The sequence below is a fragment of the Runella sp. genome, from assembly GCF_965279615.1.
GTDB lineage: Bacteria > Bacteroidota > Bacteroidia > Cytophagales > Spirosomataceae > Runella.
On sequence record NZ_OZ257252.1, the window covers coordinates 7,847,907 to 7,873,373 of the forward strand.

Genomic DNA, 25,467 nt, shown 5'->3' on the forward strand with positions numbered 1-25,467 from the left:
TAAGAAATTTCTTAATTACTTTAGATACGTAATGCCTCTATTTCAGCGATGGTTTTGGGAATCGGATCACCGATGAGTTTAGCTCCGTCGGTCGTAATGAGGTAGTTATCTTCAATACGCACGCCGCCAAAGTCGTAATATTCTTTGAGTTTATCGTACTTGATGTACTCCTGAAACTTCCCTTGGCCTTCCCATAACTGAATCAATTCGGGAATAAAATAAATACCGGGCTCAATGGTCAGCACAAAACCCGCCTCCAGTTCTTTGGCCAATCGTAACGACTTCAATCCCAACAGCTTACTCCGTTCTAAGCCTTCACGGTAGCCTATATAATTTTCGCCCAAATTTTCCATATCGTGAACATCCATCCCGATCATGTGTCCGACACCGTGTGGCATAAACAGGGCCGGCACACCCAAGGCGACCATTTCGTCGGTTTCTCCTTCAAGTAATCCCATATTTTTTAAACCTTCCGTTACGGTCCGCCAAGAGATCAAATGACAATCAAGGTATTTTATACCGGGACGTAAAGCATTGATCACGTTCATGTTGGCATCCAACACGATCTGATAAATTTCCTTTTGCCGGTGGGTAAATGTTTTGTCAACGGGCCACGTCCGGGTAATGTCGCCCGCGTAGTGCGTTGCCGTTTCGGCACCAAAATCGCCCAATACCAATCGACCGCTTTCGAGGCGATTGCCGTGGTAATGATTGTGAAGCGTTTGCCCATCTACCGATAGAATGATCGGATACGCCAAATCTCCACCGCCGCTCCGCGCCGTACCGTGAACAGTGCCCGCAATCTCGTATTCATACTTGCCGGCATGTGTAGCCCGAATGGCATTGATGTGCATTTGCCCCGAAATATTGACCGCTCTGTCCATTTCAATGATCTCTTCGTCTGTTTTGTAAGAACGTTGATTAATCACCGCCATAATGAATTCCAATGACGCCTTTTGAGAAATTTCGGCTAAAGACCGGTCGGTCCATTCATTCAATTTGATCGTATGCTCAGGTCGGTACGGAGGTAAAAAATGCACCGTACGGCCCGTGCTCAGACTGTCTTTTATTTTAGCTCCGAGTTCTGATTTCGGGAGTATTTTGACAACTCCCACCCGTGCAGCCTGCTCTTCCAATGTGGGTTGAGGGCCGGCCCAGATCACATCGTCCATTGTAATTTCATCCCCCACGATCCATTCCTCCCCTGATTCAACGTCAATGATGGCCGCCAAGCCCGCTTTGTCGAGTCCAAAATAGTAAAGGAAGGTGCTGTCTTGACGAAAATGATACGTGTTATCGGTATAATTCATTCCCGATTCTTCATTTCCTAAAAATAACAATAAACCATCGGAAACTTGGCTTTTGAGTTTGTTGCGGCGCGAAGCGTAGGTATTTGTCGAAAACATTTGTATTCTTTTATGAAATTTTTGTGAACTTTGTGTGATTTTTTAGCAATTTTAGGGAATCATACGTTTTCTTAACTTACTCAGGATGAAAAAAATTGGAACGACGATAGCGGCGTTGGTGATGCTGTCTTTTTCATTTAGCTGTTTGGCGCAGACAAAGTACTGGATTTTTTTGAAAGATAAAAATGGGAACGATGCGCCCGCTGTTTCACCCCAAACGCTTCAAAATCGCTTCCAACAAGGACTTACTTCCTTTGACGAAACAGACCTGCCTGTTAAAAAAGAATACCTAAACCAACTGCAAGCCGTTGAATGTCAGCCGCTCACTGTATCTAAATGGTTCAATGCGGTTTCAGCCCGGCTTACGCCTGAACAGTTAAAAAATGTTCAATCGCTCTCTTTTGTCAGCAACGTACAACCCATCAACGGGCAGTTTTACATTGCCAAAACCCAACCCAATCGCCGGTCCGCGATGGCGCCCGTCATGACGCAGGTACAGGCCGACGAATTTAAGAAAGCAGGTCTGAATGGCAAAGGCGTAACCATTGGTGTGATAGACGCCGGTTTTCTGGAAGCGCCTTCCAATGGCCTCTTGAAACACATTTTTGACCGCAAAGCCATCTTGGACAAGCGCGACTATGTTAACCCACCGTTAACGTATTCTGATAAATTTTACACAACTGCCGAGACATTCTCCGATTTTCACGGTACAGAAGTAATGGGCGCCATTTCCGGCACCAGCCGCACCGAAAGCAATGGATTAGCTACTGAATCACAATTCTATCTGGCCCGCACCGACCATGGCACCCGCGAGTTTCGCGGCGAAGAAGACAATTGGGTAGCCGCGATGGAATGGATGGATAGCCTCGGCGTACGCCTGATAAATACCTCATTGGGATATGCCCAAGGTTTTACCGACCCTAATGATAATTATCAAATCAATCAGATGGACGGTAAAACCAGCGTTATCAGCCGGGCAGCGCAATTAGCCGCCGATAAGAAGGGGATTTTGGTGATCGTATCGGCAGGCAATGAAGGCGACGATCCAAGTTGGCGCATCATCTCCACTCCCGCTGATGCTCAGGGAGTTTTGGCCGTGGGAGCCACTAATCAACGATATTGGAATCGCATTGGTTACAGTAGCATTGGTCCCGAATTTTTACCTTACCTGAAGCCAAATGTTTCCTGTTTTTCGCTATATGGGACGTCTTTGTCGGCTCCCGTCATTACGGGGTTTGCAGCTTGCATGATGCAGGCCAATCCAACGTTGACCAACAAACAACTCATCAGCCTCATTGAAAAATCAGCCCATTTGTATCCTTATGGGAATAATTTTATAGGATACGGCGTACCTTTGGCTTCACGAGCATTGGCGCTGTTGCAAAATCCCGCCGAATCCGGAACAATGTATGCGCACGAAGTAAAAGCAACCGGTACTACCTACACCCTCAAACTTCCCGGCGCGGGAGAAATGGTTTCTCTTTTTCATAAAAAGAATTCAATGCACGTTCTAACGCAAGAAGTTGTACGTGTGCGTGACGGTCAGGTAATCCTTCAACGGCAGGAAGGCGAAACTCACACGACGGTTGATCTGAAAAATGAAGTAATCGAGGTGATTTGGGAGTAAAGCTAAACCTTATAGGTCTCGTTAACGATAATAGCGAGACCTATAAGGTTTGATAATGAGCTACTCTTACTTATCTAATGTCACCATTGGCAGGTCATTTCTTGACCATTCACTCCAAGAACCTACATACAGTTTGGGAATCTCCATCTCTGCATAATCCATCGCAAGCAATGTATGGCAGGCCGTTACGCCCGAACCGCAATGTACAATGACATGGTCGGCATCTTTCCCACTCAGTGCTTCTTCATATTTTTCTCTTAATTCGGCCGGTGAGAGATAAAAGCCGTTGGCGTCCAAATTACTTGTAAGCGGAATATTAGCAGCTCCCGGAATATGACCGGCAATGAGGTCAATAGGTTCGACTTTACCATCAAAACGGTCTTTGTCACGTACGTCAATAACTAAATAGTCTTTGTCTTGCGCCACTTTTTCCACTTCATAGATATCGGCCATTGGCAACAGCCATTGAAGGCTATCGTACGTTTTTGCAGGTTCTGTCGGCGTTTCTTCTTCTGAACTAACGGGAAAACCGGCAGCAACGGCTGCATCCATTCCACCATCAAGCACTTGCACGTTGGAATGCCCGATGGCTTTCAGCATCCACCAAAAACGGGCGGCGGCATTGGCCCCGCTTTTGTCATCATACACGATTACATGACTCTCCGGCCCGATACCGAGTTGTTTTAAGACGTGTGCAAAATCAGTAAGATCAGGCAAAGGATGTCGCCCTCCGTTAGACGCGTCAGTTGGTACATTGGCCAATTGCTTTTCCAAATCAACAAACATTGCTCCTGCCAAATGCTTTACGGCATACCTTTCTTTAGCCCCGGCACCTGCCCGAGCGTCAATAATGATCGGTTTATTTTCCTGCGTTAACGCTGTTAATTCAGCGGGTTTAATAATCGGTGAGAATTTCTGTGACATCTCTTACTGTTTTTGTTTCTATTTATTGTAAACGCAAGTTAGGAAGTAGACAGTAAATTAAAAAGGGGGCATTCCGGGTTTGTTGTTATTCGTTAAACCCACTAGTTCACAGCCCGTTTTTCTATATATTCAATTCTTTCCATAGTAAGAATAGCTGTAATTCACGCTTTTGAAAGCAGAAAACCCTTGACTAACTTTATGACTCATCTCCTCAACCGTCGCCGTTTTATAAAACAAAGCAGTGCTGCTGCCCTCAGCCTTCCTTTTCTCTCAGGTTTTACGCGTAAAGTTGCTCCAAGTGACCGTCTCCGCGTAGCCCACATCGGTTTGGGAGGAATGGGGACTCAACATTTGAAATGGTTTGCCGGATTGCCGGATGTAGAAGTAGCAGCGCTATGTGATCTGGACGAAACGCGCTTAGCCACTGCGCAAAAGACGCTGGTAGGTTTGCAACCTGATTCTAAAGTCCAAGTTTACAGCGATTTTCGTCGGATTCTGGAACGCAAAGACATTGATGCCATCACCTGCGCTACACCTGACCATTGGCACGCTCAGGTCGCGATTCTGGCATTTGAAGCCGGCAAAGATGTGTATGGCGAAAAGCCGTTGGCATACAGTGTACGGGAAGGTCAAAAAATGCTTAAATCGCTCAAACGTCATGATCGTATCTTTCAATTGGGAACCCAAATCCACGCCGGCGACAATTATCACCGCGTCGTTGAAATCATTCGTTCCGGCGTTATCGGCAATGTGCATACCGTGCGATTATGGAAAACAGGACCACCGCCGATCTTAGGGCCGGCCAACTATCAAGAACCGCCTACTACGCTCAATTGGGATTATTGGCTCGGTCCTGCGCCTTATTCAAAATATACGCCGGAACGCTGTCATTTTAACTATCGTTATTTTCTGGATTATTCGGGCGGAGTTTATCAGGATTTTTGGTGCCACATTGCCGACGTCGTATGGTGGTCGCTCAATCCGCAGAATCTAACGACCGTCAGTGCCAGAGGTGAAGTGTCCGAAGGCATTGGCAACACCCCTAAATGGATCGACGTAGATTACCAATTCGAAAACCTGAAAATTTACTGGACTTCTACGCCTCCTCCAAACGTGCCAAGTGGTGCCAATCCGGCCATTGGCGCTTATTTTGAAGGAGATAAAGGAACACTCGTGTGTGATTATAATACCCGCGAAATTAACATCGGCGGAATAGTCATGAAAGATGTTGAGACCGTTCCGCTCAGTATTCCGCGTTCGCCGGGCCATCAGCAAAATTTTGTCAACGCGGTCAAAACACGCACTCAGCCCGAATCTAACCTTGAATATGCCCGTCAAATGACGCTTCCTATGCATTTAGGGCTTATTTCCTGGCGTCTGGGGCGCGAATTGCACTGGAATGCTAAAAAAGAGAAATTCCGTCACGATGGTGAAGCAAACGCGCTATTATCCCGCGAATATCGTCAGGGCTGGGATTGGCTCTAACCGATTTATTTTTGGCAAAAGACTGATATTTACCGGTTAATGCCCAATAAATCACGCGAAAAGGGGGATTTATTCATGGTTTTTTTTGAAGTACTTCGCAGTAATCTTCAAACAACTTTAACCATGAAACTAAAATCTACTTTTTTCGCGTGTTTATTATTACTCACATTACAGGCTTTTTCTCAAGGACAACTCACAACCGCGCCGGGCGGCGGAAACAAAAAAGCTTCTGTATCAGAACAGATCGGCCTGACTAAAATCACCATCAATTACGACCGTCCGGGCGTGAAAGGCCGGGAAGGCAAAATTTGGGGGACTCCCGTTGCGCATTATGGCTTGATTGACTTGGGTTTCGGTACCAGCAAAGCGGCTCCCTGGCGGGCAGGCGCAAATGAAAACACCACTATTACCTTCTCTCATCCCGTAAAGGTCGAAGGAAAAGACTTGGCAGCGGGTACGTATGGTATTCATATGATTCTTGGCGAGCAGGAAACGACGATCATTTTTTCCAAAAACCATACTTCGTGGGGAAGTTTTTATTATGAGCCTGCCGAGGATGCATTGCGCGTAACGGTCAAAAATCAAGCCTTGGACAAAAATGTCGAGTGGCTGAAATATGAATTTACAGACCAAACTGAAACCGGTGCGACCATCGCGTTACAATGGGAAAAACGCCGGATACCGTTCAAAGTAGAAACGGATATTCACGCTGCTCAGATCGCATGCTTCGAAAATGAACTTCGCACTACGCCCGGTTTTGCGTGGCAATCATTTGTACAAGCCGCCAATTACTGCGTTCAAAACAATGTAGCCTTGGAGAAAGCCCTTGCGTGGGCAGATCAGGGGATTTCAGCGCCTTTTATCGGGCAAAAGAATTTTCAAACATTAAGCGCAAAAGCGGGGGTTTTGTTGAAAATGAATAAAACCGCCGAAGCAGACGTACTTATGAAAGAAGCCATCCCGTTTGGCAATATGAATGAGTTGCACCAATATGCCCGTACTCTTTTGGCAGCTAAACGCAACAAGGAAGCCTTTGATGTTTTTAAAGCCAATTACGACAAAAACCCGAATCAATTTACAACGAATGTTGGTTTGGCTCGCGCGTATTCAGCCAATGGTGAGTATAAAAAAGCCCTTGATCTTATGAAAGCAGCCCTGCCCCAGGCCCCTAATGAGTTAAACAAAAACAGTGTGGCAACAATGATAAAGAAATTGGAGGAAGGCAAAGATGTGAATTAGAATACAGAGAAAATCTCTGCCTTTTTGAAGTTTATAAAAAACGAAAGCCGCTGAACATATCAGCGGCTTTTTTTCTTTTAAACGCAACTAAGGTAAAAACGCCACAACGGTAAAAAAAGTTTATGCCCTGAAAAATAATAGAATAATTTTTCATAAAATTGACAAAAATTATTCTCGGTGAATTTTTTGCCAAAAAATACGGTCAATGCTCCAACAAACCATTTACGAAGTACGTATCACTTATATCGGTTCGCTCAGCAATTTACGCCAACGTGAACCGTTCATTACCTATTTTTCTAATCTGAAAAAGACCATTGAAAATATTTCAGCGCAATTAGCGCTCAATGGTTGGCCGCTCAAAGTCAATTACTCAGCGGTCTACAGAAGCTTGCAGGCCAAAGGAAAATACACGTGCGACTTCGACGTGGCGGGACACAAAGTATTTAAAGTAACCATTACCCCTCATGTCTTAAATCCAACTTTAACAACCTTGGGAATTGACGAAATGCCAATGATGAAATCGAAGTAATCGGTATTAATCTTCGAGCCAATCAAATAGATATTTTTCTTCGTAGTCAATGTTAAACGCTTTAAGGAAAGCAATATATTCTTCCTTAAAAGTGTGTTTTTTGTGATGCTCTTTTTGATTTTCTATATACCGAATCACCTTATCAAGCATTGATTCATGGTATGAAAATACGCCAAAACCTACCTGCCAGGCAAATTGACTCTGTGCAAAACGGTTTTCATTGATAAACTGCGTTGATGATTTCTTTATCTCTCGTACTAAATCTGAGACACAACAATCCGGCTTTACGCCAATCAATAAATGAATGTGATTGGCTACTCCATTGATTGAAAGCATTTTTTGTCCTTTCGTTTGTACAACGCCCGTTAAATAGCGGTACAATCTTTCTTCCCATGAAGAGTGAATAAGCGATTGTCGCCCTTTGACTGCAAAAACAATTTGTAAATAAATTTTGGAATAGGTGTTCGCCATAAAACATTTTTGTGCGACACCGATGGTGTCGTCGTTCATTACCCACAAGTTCTATAAACGTTTGACACCTCCGGTGTCGTTATTCAACGTTTTAAGGTTATGACGTTATGAAGCAGGAATGTCACATTTAGCAGTTAAGAATTCCAGAAGAATTCAACGTCTCTTCACAAATTAAGAACTCCAGAGGAGTTCAACGTCTATCAAAAGAAAAATACTCTTCACAAATTAAGAACTCCAGAGGAGTTCAACATTTATAAAAAAAATACTCTTCACAAATTAAGAACTCCAGAGGAGTTCAACGTCTATCAAAAGAAAAATACCTTCACAAATTAAGAACTCCAGAGGAGTTCAACGTCTATAGAAACGGTCATTGGAATTATGGATTCACCGCCGTCAAGCCCATTTTTTTACCTTCTTCCAACATAAACGCAAAGGCAGGTTCATATACGTTGGGAATAAGACCGTCCAAAATAGCTTCGCGAACGGCGGTTTTAATGATACCAACTTCGGCAGAAGGTTTCAGACCAAAAGCTTCCATGATGACTTCGCCCGTAATGACCGGTTGGAAATTTCGGATCTGATCGCGAGCTTCGAGGTCGTAGAGTTTTTGCTCTACTTTATCAAAATTCGCTAAATGCTTTTTGACTTTTTCGGGGTTTTTGGAAGTAATATCGGCACGACAAAGGGTCATTAACGCCTCCAAATCAGCCCCGGCATCAAAAAGTAATCGTCGCAATGCGGAATCCGTAATTGTTTCTTTTGACAAAGCAATGGGGCGCAAATGGAGTCGAACGAGTTTTTGCACAAATCGCATGTTTTCGTTCATCGGCAACTTCATCTGTCGAAAAATACGTGGCGTGATACGTGCGCCCAGATCCTCGTGCCCGTGGAAAGTCCAACCAACCTTTTTATCAAAGCGCTTGGTCGCGGGCTTTGCAATATCGTGCATGATCGCCGCCCAACGCAACCACAGATCATCCGTATTTTTGGAAATATTATCCAGTACCTGTAAAGTGTGATAAAAATTATCCTTATGTCCCTTTCCATCTTGGTACTCAGCTCCTTGCAGTTCTACAAATTCGGGAAAGATGCGCTTTAAAATAGTTGCCTGATGCAATAATTTAAAGCCATACGAAGGCACTGCTGAGAGGATAATCTTGTTGAGTTCGTCGTTGATTCGTTCTTTTGAAATAATATCAATGCGCTCAGCCATTTTTACCAAGCCATCAAATGTGTCCGGTTCAATGTCAAAATTCAATTGAGAAGCAAAACGCACGGCCCGCATCATGCGAAGCGGGTCGTCAGAAAAGGTAATTTCAGCATCCAACGGCGTCCGAATGAGTTTTTTTCGCAGATCGCCAATGCCATTGAAAGGATCTATCAAATCACCATAGTTTTCGGCATTAAGACTGATACCCATAGCATTGATGGTAAAGTCTCGACGATTTTGGTCGTCATGAAGAGTGCCATCTTCCACAATTGGCTTGCGGGATTCTGTTCGATAGGATTCGCGCCTTGCGCCCACAAACTCAATCTCCAACTCACCTACTTTGCATTGAGCCGTTCCGAAGTTCTTAAATACGTTAACATGCACGCCCAATTTTTTTGCCACTCCCTCGGCCAACTCTATTCCGCTTCCGACAGATACAATATCAATGTCTTTGGAGGGACGCTTTAAAATCAGATCACGTACGTAACCTCCTATTACATAGGCGTCTACGCCAAGTTCTTTAGAACATTGGGCAACAACGTTAAAAATAGAATGTTTATCTAAGACTTCACTAAAATTCATTCTTCCAAACTTTTACGCTGCAAAGGTAGCATTTGTAGCGCTGTTAGCCTCTATTTCATGCATGAAAGCACCTGAAAAATGCTTTTTACCGGTAATTTTTGGATTCCTTGCAGAATAACAAATTTGCAGTTTATAGGGCACATTGAAAAACTTTCAATCCGAAATCTGTGTTGCCTTAAACGCAAAGCATACTATTCAACAAAATGGAAGAAATCATTAACCGCGTTGCCAAAAGCGGCCTCATTACGTTAGATCTGGAAGATTATTATCACCACGGAGAGCGCATACTGTACGATTTAAAAGACAATCTCTTCATGGGAATGATCCTGAAAGAGAAAGACTTCCGTGAATTTTTAAAGAACCACGATTGGTCGCAATACGAAGGCAAAAATGTAGCTGTGACCTGCACGGAAGATGCCATTATTCCTACGTGGGCGTATATGCTGCTCGCTTTGCATTTGGGGCCTCATGCAAACACGGTTGTTTTTGGCGATTTGAACGATCTGGAAGAAAAACTTTATTTTGATGCTATCAATCAAATCAATCCGGAAGAATATCGTGATGCTCGCGTTGTGGTGAAAGGGTGCAGCAAACATCCTGTTCCAACCGCCGCATATGTAGAAATAACGCGCAAGTTACAGCCTGTTGCTCAAACACTTATGTTTGGTGAACCATGCAGCACCGTACCGCTTTATAAGAGAGCGAAGATCAGTCAGAAAGTGGTTATTAACTAGTCAGGAGATAGTCATGATTGTCATTAATGGTGAAGAAGAGGCCAAAATAATGACACTACATGACCATTTTATGGCGCAAGGTTCATAAAATTATTTTACCCAAAAACATATTGAGATGCCAACATGGCTTGGGCCAATTGCAATTCGTCAATGGTGAGTTGGGCATCTAATTGATTTAACTCACTAACCACCAATTCAGTAGCTAAGTTTCCCACCAATTTATCTTCTGCCAACGGGCAACCGCCAAAACCCCGCACGGCGCAGTCTATGCGCTGTACGCCTGTTTTGTAAGCTGCTCTCACTTTCTTGGCAACGTGGCTTGACTTTGCGTGAAGATGCGCCCCAAATTCTACGTCGGGAAATTTTTTGAGCAAATGTCCGTACAATGTCTTAATGTCGTCGGTGGTACTGCTTCCAATGGTATCCGAAGGCGCGATGATCTTGATGCCCATTCCCACCAATCGCTCCGTAAACTGCTCCACAATTTCAGGGCTGTAAGGGTCGCCGTAATGGTTGCCAAAACCCATTGAAAGATAAACAACCAATTGTTTATTGGACGTTAAACAGCGATTTTGAATTTCCCCTACTTCTCCAAATGCCTGTTCAATGGTCTTGTTGGTATTTTTGAGTTGAAATGTTTCTGATACCGACAGAGGAAACCCTAAATACGTAATCTGCTCAAAAACAGCCGCATCCTTGGCGCCTCGTACATTAGCAACGATGGCCAATAATTTGGTTTTTGTAGCAGACAAATCCAGTTTTTCAACCACTTCTGCCGTGTCACGCATTTGTGGAATGGCCTTGGGTGATACAAAACTGCCAAAGTCAAGTGTGTCGAAACCCACTTGCAACAGGCGATTTAAATAATTGATCTTTGTATCCGTTGGAACAAAATCGGTCAGCCCTTGCATGGCATCCCGTGGACATTCGATGAGTTTCACAGAGTAGCGATAAGTAGTTAATAAATTGTATATGCTGTTGGAGATAAACATGTTACCCTCCGCTGACGGGAGGAATGAGTACGATCTCGTCGTTGGGATGAAGCAGCGCAGCATCGTCGGCATATTCTGTATTGACCGCAACCCGCAATGAGGTTAATTTCTGAAAATCAGGAAATTGCTGCGTCAAAAACTGTTTCAGATCAGCTACGGTAGTCGTTTCAGGTAATTGGGCCGATAATTCGAGTTGGCCGATAATTTCTTTGGCAATGCCAAAAGACAGTATTTTAAGGTTCATTATATATGCCAAAAATGTATCTGTTTTTTTAACAGTTATCCTTTTAAAAACATTCACGCGCTTGTTTTACCAACCAATAACAATCAGTTATTTCTGTCATAGATCCATTTGAAAATATCCTTCGGAAGTTCCTCAAAACGCCCTTCCGCCAAGGCAGGATTTAGTTTATACGTAATTATATTTTCGGCATTTTCGAGATCTTCACCAAAAAGCTCTCGTTCGAGGGAGGACGTATATTGTTTTTTTACCTGAATCAATTTACGATCTGTGGGTTTACCCCAACGGTCATTATCGGCCAAAACCAATTGAATCTTGCGCCAATCATCGTAAAAATATTCCTGCAATAAGGGAATGATCTGATCGCGCATCACTTCACAAAGCTGTTCAAAGGTATTGATGTTCAACAGATAAGCATGTCCGATAACGTGATCTCGGTCGTGCAGAAATTCAATACGCTCGTTCAGCGTTCTCAACAATTTTCCTAAATCAGTCGTCTCGATAGCCTTCCCTTCGAGCATTGTTTCATTGGGCGGGCGCTCAGCAAAATAAAAGCGTCGACGCAGGGCCGTGTCCAACAAGGCAATGGAGCGGTCGGCCGAATTCATTGTTCCCAGAATATAAAGATTGGGAGGTACCCCAAAGCGTTCCTGCGAATAGGGCAACGTTAGCCATAATTCATTTTCGGCACCCAACCGTTTAGATGGTTCTACGAGGGTAATGAGTTCACCCAATACTTTGGAAATATTGGCGCGGTTGATTTCATCAATGACGATAAACACAGGCTCGGCGCGTTCAAATCTCGCTTTGCGGTTTTCTTTGGTATCGGTGATGCAGCCGTCAAAACTTTGGTAATCTGCCTTTCGAATCGCGTTTAAACAAGCCTCATAAAAAATGCCTTTCCGTACTCGATAGCTGATTTTGTCGCCAATGGTTTCAGGCCTAATTCCTTCCACAAACTCCTCATAACTAAAGGATTGATGAAACGTTACGAAGGTATGAGCATACGGTTGGCAAAGTTGCTGAATCTCGTACGTTTTGCCCGTTCCCGGCGGGCCGTAAAGAATGTAATTCAGCGGAATCTGAGGCTTTTGAATAGGTATTTTGTATTCTGATTCAGGATCGAGAACAGTCAGTTTGCCATCTGCTGACGCATATCTTTTTTCAGCCAACCCAAGTACTTCCGAATTAAAGGCATCATCTTCCGCTGCCTGATAAATGGCGTTATTGTGCAACTCCCGATGATTGGTAGAGGCAGCCATTTGTTTCAATTCCTGCAATGAATCGATCCAGTATTGCACAATGCTTTCGTTTTGCAGCAAATGTTTATCGCTGTATTTGATCCATCCCAAACTATAATCCGAAGTGCTTTTATCTTCAAAAATAATATTACCGGCTTTTAGCGGAGCTTTGTTCAAAAGTTCTTTTTTAAACAATAACCCAAAACTTACATTCTCTTTTTTTCCCGAAATCTGTAAGGTTGTATGATTATTGAGATTGGCCGTAATGCGAGGGTGTTTTTCGCTGATCGTAAACGCGATCTGCCCCGAATTGGGCGGCAAGTCCAGACTGTCGATCATTTCTTTCAATAACTTAAAAAAACGCCGAACCGCATCGTATTGATTAATACGACGAATCTGCTTGACTAAATTATCACGTTCGGTGACCGTATTTTTCATGTGCCGGAGATCTTCTTCAAAATTGCCATTCCATCGCAAATTACAAAACTCCCGTGATTTAGCATGAAGCAGCTTTCAGAACAATCATTTCGGCAGTCGCATTGAGAAATTCTCTTAAATGGAATAATAAAGCTCATTGGCTGCGCTGCTTCTTTCTCATTACCACGATAAAATGACTGCTGTATGACAACCCTTTGTGTTCAATAATCGTCTTTTTAATACCAACCCATACACTTTCATACCAATTGTTTTGCGTTTCCAAACCATTAAATGTCATGAAAAACTTCAAAGACCTTCCCAATGATCTTAAAAATCAACTGTACAGAGAATACAACGACGGTCTGATTACCTTTGAAAGCATCGAAATACTTTATGGCATTCACGCCGAATCGTTCAGGGATTTTTTGCTGGAATCTTTAAATCAAAAGTTCCTGGAGTTTAAAAAAGACTTTCCATCTGCACAAACTTCGGTATCGGCTTGGGAAAATACCGAAGAAAACCACCTTATCGCGCTGCTGCCGCCCATTATTCTTATTATTCTTACGCTTACTTTTGCCTTAAAATTCATCAGCACCGAATTTTCCGTGCTTTATCTAAGCATTAATTTGATCCGCTCAGCCTGTATTGCCGCTTTCAGTGTTATGATTTTTGATTGGTTTTTAGCGTGGAAAGACCCCGAATTATTTGGAAGTATAAAACCGGGAAAGTATACATGGTCAAACTTACCTGTAGTCCGACAACCGCTTCAAATTTCAGTGGTTCGGCTTTTATTGTATTCACTCGGTCTTACCTTTTCTTTGCTTTTTTTAGAGCTATAAAAAACAGAAATATAATTCGTTTACTCCTCTTTGTATAATACCATTCCGGCGTGATACAGAATACCGTTCTTAAAATCTCCGTCTGCCGTAAAACCCGTATCATCTACGTAGTCAATATGGTTCTCTGTGATACTATACTTTCCCTGATAAGCGCTTTGGCGGTTTCCGCGAGCTTCGTCATAACGTCCGTTGGGCAATAACTCGTGGCGGATATATCCATCTTTGGTTACCCACATGCCTACATAAAATCGGGTCTCTTCCATACTTTTAAATGTTAAAAATGAAGTAACAAATGTACTGTAGGCAAGTCGCCAAGACGTATCGTTTTTCACACTGTTACCTGCGAAATTCAAACAATCGACTATTGATTTAATGAGAACCGACACAATTTCCGACTGCCTGACGTTGAAGAGCTGCAAGTATTAGTAAAGAAAAGCGTTCTTTTAAAAGAAATCCCGGCAATTTTAAAATGCTCATCCGATCTTTATTTTTTCTCTTATTCCCGCTCATTACTTACGCCCAAACCTTTTCGCACGGGCGTTTTGTAGCACGGAACAATGCTATTTTCTGGACTGAGAGATTTGATGTTAAAGACATGGACGAACCCATTATCGCACAAACAGTCAGGGAACAATTAGAGGCTAAGAAATACGTGTGTTTTGATACTCTTCAAGAACATGAAGTTTTGAGCGGTTGGCTCATTGATCCACCTGCCTCAACCATTGCAAAAGCACGATTCAGGATCGATATATTATTTGAAAAATACCAGGTAACGGTCAGTGATATGCTCGAATCCGGCCCTTTTGATACAGCAATCATCGAGAACTCTCTTCTGCAAAGTGACGGCAATTTTAGCCGTAATCTTTCTAAACGCCTTGAAAAATTAGACCGTACAATGATGGAAATTTTTGAAATAAAGCAATAGTATTTGCTTTATTTCAAAAACGTGAATTCTACCTTTTTATCGGCCGGATTGACTTAATGACGGATAAACCTATTTATCTACTGATCCATAGTACGGATTTTGACTGACAACAGTAAAAACACCTCATAATCTATTGAATTTTAACTAATTACACAAAAGCAAGAAACCCGCACGGTAGAACCGTGCGGGTTTAAGCAATACTCAACGTTATGAAAATTAACGACATAAGCCGTAATAATCAAAATAAAACTACATATTTTTATATTTAAAAAAGAGAGATACCTGTTAATTATTATTTAACGGTCGTTAATCTCTTATAAATTTTTATATTCTATTTCACCGGTCAACTGTATATTGACCGCGCAACATAACCGGTAAGGAACATAGCATAGCACAATACCTATTTAATTGATTTATAGCAAATTACAAATTATGTAAGATAGTATGGATGCTATGCTGCCGGAAGTTATGCCTTTTTTAAAGCGCCGTTCGAAGGCGAATTGAATTTAATACCCTGAAATCAGCCCCAATTGCTTTAACAGCTCCTCGAACTGGTAACCGGTCATGTCTCCGATGCGCATACTCATAAGGTCTTTTATTTTTTGGCGCTTGACCGCCGCCGGGTATTCCGCAATCAGGCTTCTATAAATATCTTTGTAATTAATAAAGGCATTTTTAAAACTGCCTGAGAGTGCCATGTCTAATTTTTGATAATCAAGCGAAGGGCTTTTCCCTTCGTAGGCTTTCCAAAAATTGATCAGCTCTCTCGCGGTTAAAATCAGCTCTTTTGTGTTGAAGCCGGTTACGTCCGACTCTGCATCGGTCAAATCAAGCAGATACTCATTTAGATAATCCAGATTTTCTGTTGTGATGGTGCGATTCATAGTTTCTTTTTTACATTTTCTTTACTACTCAATTGAAATATCACTACGTAGCCGATAAAACACCGCCCCCACAAGCGCAGAGGCCGTGTATTAATCAAGTATTCAATTCCCGAATATATAAAATTGCAGAAATAAGTCAAAAAGGATTCAAAGAGTATAGTTAAGCACAATAATATAAAGAGCATATCCCCCGCCGGACACTACTATCCCTCCCGAGACTATTTCCGTATATCCTTCTTTTATTGCAATTACCGCTCTGTTAGCTAAATTTGAAGTTGCTTAATTAATTTAAGTAGATAGATAATGATTTTTACACCGCTTCAGCTTTGCCGGGGCGGTGTTTGTTTTTGAATACGGCATCTGAGAACAAAATAAAATCAAACTCTTCCCCGATTTTCCTATCGTAAAAAGGAGAAGAGTTTGACAGGTAATTGTTTAAGCAGATAGATAATGAGAGTACTGTAAAGGTAAAATAATTCCTGATATAGTACAATAATTGCACTAAATTGGAACGAAACTATCCTTTACCATCCTGTGAGTAAGGTTGCCATCAGCCTTTAAATAAAGAAAACAGCACCCGGTCAAAGTTGAAACTCATTCTTCCGACGTTTATTTGTAAAATAAATTCATCTGACGCAACTGCAAAACAAAAATATTCGTATGTTAAATATCAATATTCGAAGTAGGGTAAAGTGCTATCAAAAGCCGCACAATGGTATTGTGCGGCTTTTTTGATTTCATGAATTTCTGCCTTACATATTGTATCTTATTTATTTCAGAGAAGCAGTATCTATAACAGGGGCTAGGGAAGAACACAGCTGCTATAAAAAACACCGCCGCTGCATGGCAAAGGCGGTGTAAAAATTATCTTAACCTAAATAAATTATAAACCTTAAAATTAGGCGTAAGCTTTAACACATTTATGTGTTCGAGACTATCGCCGCCATTCAATAGACGAAATCCGGTTATAAATACTAAGTAGATTAAATAATCAAAGTCTTAAAAAAGCTGTTTTTGGAGATGGGTATTTTGGTCGGAATGAATAAAAATGGCTCAAAGCATATACTTGGAGCTAATCAAACCGGAGATGTTTCTTTTATAAGGTTAGCCACCGCTCGACTGACCATAAAAATCAATTCGCCGACAATTGTGCCACGAACGCCAGATAGTTTTCCGTTGTAATCACAATTTCCACCGTTTTGTTCATCAGTAAATTTATACCGAACTGCTTTTTAAATCGCCGCAGCACTCCCATGATTTCCGGGTCAATCAGTACGCCGGTACTGATCCGGATAAGACAATTACGGTTAATATCCGGAATGACATAGCTTAGGCCATACAGCGCATCCTTAGGCAAAACAGGCACAATCGGTAAACCGGTAATGGGACAAATAGTATCCGAAGGCAAATAATTATCGAGTTCATCCATAAGCAGAGCTAAAGAGCAAGCAATATACAAAATCTTTTCAGGCTTGTTTTTTAAGAATCAATCCACCCCCATTTTTGGTACTATAATGAGAATGATATAAAAACACCGCATCTGCAAAGCAGATACGGTGTATATACTATTTGTTCATTTTTAACCTACAGTCCATCGTGGATAGATTGTCGGCTATGCAAATAACGGTCAGGAGGCTCAAAGAGGCTATCGAAATCGGCCGAAAGGACACATTTACCGATTAAATAGGTATAAATAGCGTACAAAAAATAAACCATAGCAGTTAATTCTCCTACCAATCCTCTCAATGAACATAAATCCGACGACGTGTAGGTGTTAATCAAAACGAAAAAAAACAAGCCCCAAAGCTTGTTGATAATTCGGAAGCAGAGCTAAATTACTACTGATTTTTTTGGTATTTTTACGTTGTAAACTGCTAAATAACACATACATGCTTTTAGCTTTGATTTTTATCGCTTGGGTGATATGCCTGATTTTTGGAGAATGGAAGCATCCTCCCCGCTACATCACTCGCGCTGAAACCGATGGCCTTCACAAGCCAATGCGTGAAAATCGGGAACGTGAAACGCTCAAAGCAATAAACGGTCTTAAAATTATCAACTCAAACGGACAGCATGCAGCCTTTCTCGAAGCCGAACGCCAATACAAGATTCATGCGGCCAACGATGAAATAACCCATACCCGCTCTGCATGGCTGAAACTACTTAACGAGATGCACGATAAGGGTGAATTGGATGATATACAATTTAACAACGAAGTAAATAAGTGTTTGGATAGTTAATTCGAACGGCAATAAGTAACCTCTCCAATGGGAAATACAAAAGTGCACAGAGCTGATGAGCCGCTTAATTTGCGCTTTACTCAATTCAAAGTTGTTGCCGATCAAATGCACTTATTTGCCAGCCCATCAATAAAAAAGAACCCCGCTCGGCAGCACCGGCGGGGTTACAAACTATACTCAACGTTATGAATTAAATTCTAATTTTTCCTCAATAAATAACAAAACTTTTTTTTTACCAAATTATTTACGCAAATTTATTATACAGACTTACCGCAGAATCACATTCTTATGGGACTTGTCGGGAGCATTTATTGAATTTGTACCTTAGCCTATCTATTTTACTCAACGTTAATCCAGTCTTACCCCGCAGGATACATTTTCTGTGGGGTTGTTTTTGAGTACCAATGCTTCTAAATAGATACCGTAATTATTCATAAGCTTTATCGCAGGGAAATTCCATTGATTGCCGGCAGCATTCGAGAAAGTCTGCAAAAGCCACTGCAAGCGATTTTATATCTTCGGTAGGGGGGGTATTTGCATACCAATCGGTAAATTCATTTAAGAGAGAATCAATGTCATGTTTAAGATTTTGCGTATATCCCCAGTACTCCACCAAATTGGCAACAACTTCGGTCAACGTTTTGGGCCGGTTATTGATCAGTGCCTGCTTATATATCATTTGTATCGCCAATCAGTGTACTATAATTACAAAATTCTTTTCCTGAGCCCCTGTTGAAAAGTAGAATTGTATCTACGATTTCCACAATTAAAAAGTTCTTGCTACCGACACAAAAAAATTTCTCGCCGGAAAATGCCGGATTTAATGCGAATTGGCTAAGAAAAAGCGGTTTTGTCACCGGAGTGGCAGATTGTTAAACTTCATGATATAAGCCCCATCTTCCTCACAGCTGAGTTACTTTCATAATCTCCTGACTTTCAAAAAATAACTTTCGTACCCAATTCCAACTCTTTCCTAAAATGAAAGAGTTTTAGAAATAAATAGGGGACAATAAGAGGGCTCGTTAAAAGTAAGCAGAGCAATAGCAGGCCTCCTGTAAAGGCGCGTACCAAGTTTTCTAAAGTTTTCATTGAAGGTTGATTAGATTGGGTAAAGGCTGAAGAGATAAATAGGGTTATGAAATTCTAATATTTTAATCTTGAAAAAAGTATGCTGGCACGTCGCTTCGCTTCTGTTGGCTGAATCTCCCGATTGCTTAACAAATTTAGTGCTTTGTCGACAAAATCTCGTTGTTTATCGGCACAATTAATCAGTTTTTAATTTAAAACACAAAAAATATCTTTTAAAATACGGGCTTTTTCTTCAAAAGGTGAGATTAATGCGGAGTTATTGAATATCCCAACGGCGAAGCTCTTTTTTTGGCACGATATTGGCGTCTTTACTTTGTGTCAGACAGTATTTATGGGTTAGGTAATGAGGAGATCCCGGACAGCTAATGTTCGGGATTCTTTCAAGCAAAAAAACAGGCAAAAGCCTTTGATTACCAACCAATAACAGTCTGTCTTGGAAAGAATCATCCAAAAAGATAATTGGGTCATTCTTTTGTAAGCCCGGCCTTATAAATTAACCTCAGCCGACGATTAATGCGCCTTATTTCCGACAATATTTTTTTGGCTTCAACTGCCTGATTCTTTCGTTGAGCAGCTGTCCGTTGGGCATACAGTTCCTCCCTTTGTTCCTGTAACTTTTTATACATTGTCATGGCCGTAAGCAATTAGCAGAGAAGCGGTGGTATTTTTAACTAAGATACCTTCGACGTTAAGGTCTACCCTCCTTAGAGTACGGTTTTATGCTCCCGTCCGCTTGTTTCACAACATTTTAGCCAATTGCACCGTACAAATATTACAGCGTAGTATTCTCACTGCCTACATAAGACAGGAATCTCATAATTCCTTTAATCGTTCGAGTGTTAACTTTAGTATTTGAGGCTGCATTGATTGATAATCAGTCAGCCGAGGCATTGCCAAGGGCATACCCGTGTTTTGTATCGTCGATAATTATATCTTCCTCACCTAAGTCCGTAGTGATGGCTGTGGTGGTATACTCTACTTTCACAAAATCCAATACTTCCAAATAGTTAAGCAGTGCGAGTGACTGCTTACTTTCTTCCAATGTGAGTGTTACCTGTATCATAATTAGTTACTGTTTTGAATTTATCGTCTTGGCCGGCACCTCTACCTGCATTTTTAACTCCCGGGCTCACTTACTTCTTTTTCCAACCTCTCAAGTCTTTCTGCTGCTCCTTTATACTGTTGATCAGTGGAAAAATCAATTCAGAATATGAAAAATTAAGGTTTTTTCCGACATCATTGTCTTCTTTACTACCAAAAGCGGGTCTTCTCTTCAATGTATAATTTACCGATAAAGTTAATAAGAGTGTAGATAGTTAGTAATTGCAAAATCTATATATTTGCGACCCCTGTTTTGAGTTATCATCCACCCCTCAACGTATGAAAAATTTTACATTGTTTTTCTTTCTTCTATTGGTATGCTCCCTACTGAAGGCAATAAGCCAAACACCTACAATTACAACTAATACCACGATTATATGCAATGGACAATCCGTTACTTTAACGGGCTCCAATATTCCGGCCAATTCAACCTTGCAATGGACACTTAACGGTTCTCCCATTTCAGGTGCTACGCAAAGTGTGTATCAGACTTCTGTGTTGGGAAATTATCAATTGACCGCAACTACCGTTTCCAATAACCCTAATCCATGGGCTACCCGTTCGATGCCCGTTGCACACACAGGCAATAGTCTGGGCATCTCGCCACAGTACTGGGAAATGCATTTTCCGGACAGTCAAATCGGATATGCCGTTGGTTCTTCTTATCAGAAAGGAGGAGTCGTAGCCAAAACGACAGATGGGGGAGATACCTGGGTCTCTGCTTTGATTGATGGCGGTACAAGTACCTTCGTAGATGTTTACTTTATCAATTCACAGACCGGATGGATCGTTAATCGCGATGGTAAGATCAAAAAAACAACGGATGGCGGAACAACATGGGCAACCTATACCGCTCCCGACAGTCCGGATCTGACCGGCATTCATTTTGTAAATGCACAAACCGGATGGGCTGTTGCATGGGGTGGAAAAATCGTTAAGACATCAGACGGTGGAGTAAATTGGACCACTCAAAATTCAGGAACAACAAAAAATCTATTTGCCTGTTTTTTCGTAAATGAACAAACAGGATGGGTAGTAGGAGAAAACAATACCATTTTAAAGACAACCAATGGTGGAACAAGTTGGGTATTGCAAGCCTCCGGCACATCAGCCACACCATGGTATACAGATGTATATTTCGTTAATGATCAAACAGGCTGGGCCGTGAATCATGAGGGAAGGTGTTCCGGAACCACCGATGGAGGCAACACATGGATCACCACTCTTGTGGGAGAAGGGTTTGAGCATGTCGATGTAAAATTCTTTAATACTTCTACCGGCTGGATTACCTGTAATGATTTTAATAATGGAGGAGTGAATACAACGTTTAAAACAACGGATGGAGGAGTGAATTGGACTCCTTATTCCTTAGGAATCTCAGGCTTTCAAAACTTGATGAGTTCATCGTTTACAGACGAAAATCATGGGTGTGCATATTCATCTGCCGGAGACGGTCGTTTTTTAAAATACAGCGCCGTATTAACTTCTCAACAACTCTCAAATACAATTACGCTAAACGCTGCTACTGCTATTTACACCTTAAAAAGCGGCAATTGGACAGACCCAACAGTTTGGTCGTGCGGCGCGATACCTGATGAGACGCAAAATGTAACTATAAAGTCAGGACATACCATACTGCTAGCAAATACAATGGGAGTACAAAAATGTAAAGGCTTATTAGTTGAGCAAGGTGCTGTTTTCGAAAATACGACTAATTATTTTTTGGCGAAACCGTAAAAGTTTTTATTCCTATTCATTTTCCGGGCTAAATACAACGAACCTGTCTGTAAACTCCTGCCTTTAAGGTACAGTTCCGCTAAAGCGCAAGGGTTCAAGACGAAGAGTTTTATAGATTTACTGAAAATCCAACCGGCACAACGCGGTCATTGGAATATATTGTTGCGTTTGAGAATACTATAGGAGTCTTCCCGGCATCATATAAGAAGGGGTATTAGAAGTAACGGTTAGAAGGCCAAGTACAAAGAACCCTGCAAAGCAGCGCAATGCAGGGTTGCAAGATATACTCAACGTTATAAAAAATAAAATCTTGATTTCTTGCTCGGAAAAGAGGGGCAAATCTATAAAAACTTTTACAGTAAAAAACCTGACAAATATCAGTTTTTAAAACAATAAGTATTAATTGGCAATAATTTCAAGGATTTTTTTCGGTATATTTTACCCAATTAGTATATTTGCGATACGATACTCAACGTTTGGAGTGCTTAGCCCTGCAGAACTACATTCTTGCGGGGTATTTTTTTATAAAAAAACCATTTTTGGAAGACCTAATCAATTACTTCACTTCTATTCGGTCAGGTATCAATCTTGACTTGGTACGATCAAGGGATGACAAGTGCCGTTTGATAACTATTTGATGACAGAATTGGACACTATAAATAAAAACGACCATCTTACCGAAGAAAATACAGTTAATACTGTCATTTTCTCATAACGTTGAGTGAACTCTTAAATCCGTAAGGCGCTGCCCTGCGGATTTTTTTATGCCAAATACCTACCGTTGGATAACATTATTATGGGACTTGTCGATTGGATTTGCCAAGTCGGTATATTTGAATTACAATTACTCAACGTTAGAAAAGGCTCTCCCCGCTATAAAATCAATTCTGCGGGGAACCTTGTTGAGTTGTCTTCATTTAGTTTCTCCACAGTACGCAAAAAATAAATATGCCTTTCTAGTACAAGAATCCGTCCGGCATTGCCGGACGGATTCTTGTACATTATACCCTAGTTGAAATGTATTGATACATTATGTTGTGGATCAAGCTGAATTTTTGGGGGAGCTAAGCATATAATTTTGTCAGTCTGAAGAGGAAGAATGCAATATCCCGAACACCTCTGGAAGACGCCCTAAATGCTTTGATTTTGGCATTAAAAGACTCTGCCGAAGCATTGGTACTTCTGTTATTGAAGAAGTTTAGGATGTCCAAATAATGTGTTTGAATAGACCTTGCGACGGTTTTAAAAGAATCAAGGCCGCACTCTTCGACTTCATTGTACCAAAGCGCCAATTTTTTGAAGGCCTGCTCTTTGGATGTACAAGCTCGAAAAATGGTTCCTAACTCGGTTGCCAATCGGTAGGCTCGTTCGATAATCGGGTAACGCTCAAAAAGCAATCTTGAACGTTGAACTTGTGAAGCGCTCCACTTATCATGATGTTTGAATAACAAATACCTGCTCCTAACCAGCAACTGTTTGACTGTATCACCGTTAACAAGAATTTCAGGTTGATAAGGCAAGTTACTTTGCTTTGCAGTTTCAATCGCCTGATTTTCCTGATCAAGTGCCTCCCATCTGTATTTGACTCTGACCGCCTGAACCGCCTCATAGGCTAATTTTTGGACGTGAAACCGGTCAATAACCTTCGATGCCTTTGGAAAACACCGGTTGACAATCAGCCCCATGTTGGCCGCCATGTCCAGTGTCACTTCTCGAACTTTGACCCGAATACGCTTTGGAATCTTGTTCAAAACCTCAATGACGGACGAGGCCTGTGTTCCCTACCAAACAACCTTTACGACCTTTGGCCGCCTTATTGGTGACAATCGTATACAGTTCCCCATTGGAAAGTGAGGTCTCATCAATGCTTAGATGCGAACCGATATTTTCAGCATACAAAAGCCAGTCGGCGGCATGTTCACGTTGCTTCCAATCCTGATAATCGCTGATATGGTTTTTGTACTGCTCTTGAAGTTGCTTACCATCCAAATGGAAATATTTGCCCAACTGTGAACAACTGACAGGATGATTATCAATACATTGCTTTTAAAAAAGCAGCGAACTCTTTGGTCATTCGAGTTCCCTGTTGCACTATATCCCAGTCCCTGCTGATAATCTCGCCCGTGTCCTTCACTTCCCAACGACGGCGTTTAATACAAAGTGTAACACGCTGATTACGAATGGGAAAATCTTGAATATATAGCTCAGGCAGAAAACCTTTGGACTCTAATTTCTGATCTTTGTATTCGCCGGGTGGCAGATTCTTTTCTTGCAGATAGATGTGAAGACCCGTCAGGCCTTCAACGATTTTAGAAAGTTCGAAATAGTCGAGGAGCCCCTCAGGTAATAGAAAACGAACTAAGGATAAGTAAGATTCTTGCAAGGCAGTCAATATTGGTTCAATGCAAAACAACTACATTTTTAGCTGCCCCCCAACTTTTCCGACTGATCCCTTTTAACCATTCCGAAATTTGTTGCAAACGCGAAAAACCCCAAAAACAGGCTGTTTTCGGGGTTTTTCAAGGTTTTGTGGTGATGGACGGACAGCACGATAACCGCTTTTAAAGCTACTGATATACAATTTGTTACGTTTTGGTATCTATGGTATCTTAGTTTTGGTATCAAATAAGGTATCATTTAATCAGCTTCTTATATAATTCGATTTGTTCGGATAGCAATACAATTTTTTCTTCACTTGCTTTTAGACGCTCTTTCAATATTTGATTTTCTGTCATATCAAAATTGTTTAGTTTCTGGCTCTGAGTCATATTAGAGTCGTTTAATTGTGACGTGCTATTATATTGGCTTTCAGTAAAAAAGGAACTAAATGGAACACGATATTGATTAGCAACGCGCCTTATAAATTCGGTGCTTAAATCCTTCATTTTGAACTTTTTATAAATATTTGGTTCGCTTTCTCCCAGCTTTATAGCTGCTTCTTTTATAGTGTCGCTAGAGCGTTCGATTACCTTCTTTACCCGTTGTCCTAAGTGTAGATCATTCATTTTAGAAAAAATATATATCGAAATTTGATAGTTAATATATAATATTTTAATATTGCAATATCAAAATACGTATTTTGACTGTCAAATTCAAATAATGAATTACTAAACGGTAAAATTTTATGAAAACACAACCAATGCCTACTGCAATCAAAATGCGAACGTTGCAACAGGTTTTTAATGAGGATTTGAACCCGGTTCAGAAAAAGAGCCTTTTAGCTGGACTTTGCCAACGTTGGGACTTAACAGAAGTAAATGTTAGAAAGTCTCTAAAAAAAGACCGATACCCAAATACAACCTACGACATTGGATATATGCACGAGTTTCATGCTATCGGTTTTAATCATAAATGTGGCTTCTTTCTCGACCTCGACCGTATGAAAGAAATCAAAGAATTTGGTTTGCCAATCCCTCAACTTTTTGGAATGTCATTATGAGCAGTACAGAAGCCAGCGTAGTACACGCATACGGCGAGAAATTACGACAATTGCAGGAAGAAAACGACCAATTAAAAAAGGTTGTAAACGGTGTAAAGGGAGTGCTAAATAATGC

The 25,467-nt window shown here is 41.4% G+C and carries 26 protein-coding genes; 10 read left to right on the plus strand and 16 right to left on the minus strand.

Annotated elements, in window-relative coordinates; all coding sequences use genetic code 11:
• Positions 1–20 precede the first annotated feature (20 nt).
• Complete coding sequence (locus tag ACQY73_RS33230; protein WP_428658841.1) at positions 21–1,406, minus strand: aminopeptidase P family protein; 1,386 nt, start codon at positions 1,404–1,406, stop codon at positions 21–23.
• 85 nt (positions 1,407–1,491) lie between these two features.
• On the opposite strand from ACQY73_RS33230, the gene ACQY73_RS33235 reads away from it, so the two are divergent.
• Entirely contained in the window at positions 1,492–3,033 is a 1,542-nt protein-coding gene (locus tag ACQY73_RS33235) for a S8 family serine peptidase (RefSeq protein WP_428658844.1), read from the plus strand.
• A gap of 66 nt (positions 3,034–3,099) precedes the next feature.
• Here ACQY73_RS33235 and ACQY73_RS33240 read toward each other — a convergent pair whose 3' ends face one another.
• On the minus strand, positions 3,100–3,957 hold the full coding sequence (locus tag ACQY73_RS33240) for a sulfurtransferase (RefSeq protein WP_428658847.1): 858 nt from the start codon (positions 3,955–3,957) through the stop codon (positions 3,100–3,102).
• A gap of 198 nt (positions 3,958–4,155) precedes the next feature.
• Between ACQY73_RS33240 and ACQY73_RS33245 the strand changes: the two genes are divergently transcribed.
• From ACQY73_RS33245 to ACQY73_RS33255, 3 genes are all read left to right on the plus strand, one after another.
• Positions 4,156–5,442, plus strand: a complete 1,287-nt coding sequence (locus tag ACQY73_RS33245; protein WP_428658850.1) for a Gfo/Idh/MocA family protein — start codon at positions 4,156–4,158, stop codon at positions 5,440–5,442.
• Positions 5,443–5,565: 123 nt separating this feature from the next.
• Entirely contained in the window at positions 5,566–6,681 is a 1,116-nt protein-coding gene (locus ACQY73_RS33250; RefSeq protein WP_428658853.1) for a DUF2911 domain-containing protein, read from the plus strand.
• A gap of 205 nt (positions 6,682–6,886) precedes the next feature.
• Positions 6,887–7,210 carry a hypothetical protein gene (locus tag ACQY73_RS33255; protein WP_428658856.1) on the plus strand — a complete coding sequence of 108 codons (324 nt, stop codon included), beginning with the start codon at positions 6,887–6,889 and terminating at the stop codon, positions 7,208–7,210.
• A gap of 6 nt (positions 7,211–7,216) precedes the next feature.
• Here ACQY73_RS33255 and tnpA read toward each other — a convergent pair whose 3' ends face one another.
• Together tnpA and ACQY73_RS33265 are read right to left on the minus strand one after the other, a co-directional pair.
• Positions 7,217–7,681: an IS200/IS605 family transposase gene (tnpA, locus tag ACQY73_RS33260; RefSeq protein WP_428668585.1), complete on the minus strand. Its 465-nt coding sequence runs from the start codon at positions 7,679–7,681 to the stop codon at positions 7,217–7,219.
• Between the two features lie 376 nt (positions 7,682–8,057).
• On the minus strand, positions 8,058–9,473 hold the full coding sequence (locus ACQY73_RS33265) for a CCA tRNA nucleotidyltransferase (protein WP_428658859.1): 1,416 nt from the start codon (positions 9,471–9,473) through the stop codon (positions 8,058–8,060).
• Positions 9,474–9,676: 203 nt separating this feature from the next.
• Between ACQY73_RS33265 and ACQY73_RS33270 the strand changes: the two genes are divergently transcribed.
• Entirely contained in the window at positions 9,677–10,207 is a 531-nt protein-coding gene (locus tag ACQY73_RS33270; protein ID WP_428658862.1) for a DUF2480 family protein, read from the plus strand.
• A gap of 95 nt (positions 10,208–10,302) precedes the next feature.
• On the opposite strand, the gene ACQY73_RS33275 is transcribed toward ACQY73_RS33270, so the two are convergent.
• From ACQY73_RS33275 to ACQY73_RS33285, 3 genes are all read right to left on the minus strand, one after another.
• On the minus strand, positions 10,303–11,148 hold the full coding sequence (locus ACQY73_RS33275; RefSeq protein WP_428658865.1) for a hydroxymethylglutaryl-CoA lyase: 846 nt from the start codon (positions 11,146–11,148) through the stop codon (positions 10,303–10,305).
• A gap of 52 nt (positions 11,149–11,200) precedes the next feature.
• Positions 11,201–11,443 carry a molybdopterin converting factor subunit 1 gene (gene moaD / locus ACQY73_RS33280; protein WP_428658867.1) on the minus strand — a complete coding sequence of 81 codons (243 nt, stop codon included), beginning with the start codon at positions 11,441–11,443 and terminating at the stop codon, positions 11,201–11,203.
• Positions 11,444–11,526: 83 nt separating this feature from the next.
• Positions 11,527–13,119, minus strand: a complete 1,593-nt coding sequence (locus ACQY73_RS33285; RefSeq protein ID WP_428658870.1) for an McrB family protein — start codon at positions 13,117–13,119, stop codon at positions 11,527–11,529.
• 275 nt (positions 13,120–13,394) lie between these two features.
• Between ACQY73_RS33285 and ACQY73_RS33290 the strand changes: the two genes are divergently transcribed.
• Complete coding sequence (locus ACQY73_RS33290) at positions 13,395–13,937, plus strand: hypothetical protein (protein WP_428658873.1); 543 nt, start codon at positions 13,395–13,397, stop codon at positions 13,935–13,937.
• 20 nt (positions 13,938–13,957) lie between these two features.
• On the opposite strand, the gene ACQY73_RS33295 is transcribed toward ACQY73_RS33290, so the two are convergent.
• Entirely contained in the window at positions 13,958–14,200 is a 243-nt protein-coding gene (locus tag ACQY73_RS33295) for an Atu4866 domain-containing protein (protein WP_428658876.1), read from the minus strand.
• A gap of 206 nt (positions 14,201–14,406) precedes the next feature.
• Here ACQY73_RS33295 and ACQY73_RS33300 point away from each other — a divergent pair, with 206 nt between their 5' ends.
• Positions 14,407–14,862, plus strand: coding sequence for a hypothetical protein (locus ACQY73_RS33300; protein ID WP_428658879.1), 456 nt, complete (start codon positions 14,407–14,409; stop codon positions 14,860–14,862).
• 506 nt (positions 14,863–15,368) lie between these two features.
• Here the strand turns inward: ACQY73_RS33300 and ACQY73_RS33305 are convergent.
• Both ACQY73_RS33305 and ACQY73_RS33310 read right to left on the minus strand, forming a co-directional pair.
• Entirely contained in the window at positions 15,369–15,746 is a 378-nt protein-coding gene (locus ACQY73_RS33305) for a hypothetical protein (protein ID WP_428658881.1), read from the minus strand.
• A 1,132-nt stretch (positions 15,747–16,878) separates the two neighbouring features.
• Positions 16,879–17,175, minus strand: a complete 297-nt coding sequence (locus ACQY73_RS33310; protein WP_428658884.1) for a hypothetical protein — start codon at positions 17,173–17,175, stop codon at positions 16,879–16,881.
• Between the two features lie 460 nt (positions 17,176–17,635).
• Here ACQY73_RS33310 and ACQY73_RS33315 point away from each other — a divergent pair, with 460 nt between their 5' ends.
• The gene (locus tag ACQY73_RS33315) at positions 17,636–17,986 is read left to right on the plus strand and encodes a hypothetical protein (protein ID WP_428658886.1); all 351 of its coding nucleotides are present in this window, start codon (positions 17,636–17,638) and stop codon (positions 17,984–17,986) included.
• Positions 17,987–18,413: 427 nt separating this feature from the next.
• Here the strand turns inward: ACQY73_RS33315 and ACQY73_RS33320 are convergent, their stop codons facing one another.
• Positions 18,414–18,665, minus strand: a complete 252-nt coding sequence (locus ACQY73_RS33320) for a hypothetical protein (protein WP_428658889.1) — start codon at positions 18,663–18,665, stop codon at positions 18,414–18,416.
• A 1,284-nt stretch (positions 18,666–19,949) separates the two neighbouring features.
• Positions 19,950–20,138, minus strand: coding sequence for a hypothetical protein (locus tag ACQY73_RS33325; RefSeq protein ID WP_428658891.1), 189 nt, complete (start codon positions 20,136–20,138; stop codon positions 19,950–19,952).
• Between the two features lie 317 nt (positions 20,139–20,455).
• On the opposite strand from ACQY73_RS33325, the gene ACQY73_RS33330 reads away from it, so the two are divergent.
• A complete protein-coding gene (locus tag ACQY73_RS33330; RefSeq protein WP_428658893.1) occupies positions 20,456–21,913 on the plus strand; it encodes a WD40/YVTN/BNR-like repeat-containing protein in 1,458 nt (485 codons plus the stop codon).
• Between the two features lie 1,064 nt (positions 21,914–22,977).
• On the opposite strand, the gene ACQY73_RS33335 is transcribed toward ACQY73_RS33330, so the two are convergent.
• From ACQY73_RS33335 to ACQY73_RS33350, 4 genes are all read right to left on the minus strand, one after another.
• Positions 22,978–23,664: an ISAon1 family transposase gene (locus ACQY73_RS33335; protein ID WP_428658896.1), complete on the minus strand. Its 687-nt coding sequence runs from the start codon at positions 23,662–23,664 to the stop codon at positions 22,978–22,980.
• 4 nt (positions 23,665–23,668) lie between these two features.
• Entirely contained in the window at positions 23,669–23,920 is a 252-nt protein-coding gene (locus ACQY73_RS33340) for a hypothetical protein (RefSeq protein ID WP_428658898.1), read from the minus strand.
• A 25-nt stretch (positions 23,921–23,945) separates the two neighbouring features.
• Complete coding sequence (locus tag ACQY73_RS33345; protein ID WP_428658901.1) at positions 23,946–24,296, minus strand: ISAon1 family transposase N-terminal region protein; 351 nt, start codon at positions 24,294–24,296, stop codon at positions 23,946–23,948.
• Positions 24,297–24,546: 250 nt separating this feature from the next.
• Complete coding sequence (locus ACQY73_RS33350; RefSeq protein WP_428658904.1) at positions 24,547–24,918, minus strand: hypothetical protein; 372 nt, start codon at positions 24,916–24,918, stop codon at positions 24,547–24,549.
• Positions 24,919–25,037: 119 nt separating this feature from the next.
• Between ACQY73_RS33350 and ACQY73_RS33355 the strand changes: the two genes are divergently transcribed.
• Entirely contained in the window at positions 25,038–25,352 is a 315-nt protein-coding gene (locus ACQY73_RS33355) for a hypothetical protein (RefSeq protein ID WP_428658907.1), read from the plus strand.
• Positions 25,353–25,467 lie beyond the last annotated feature (115 nt).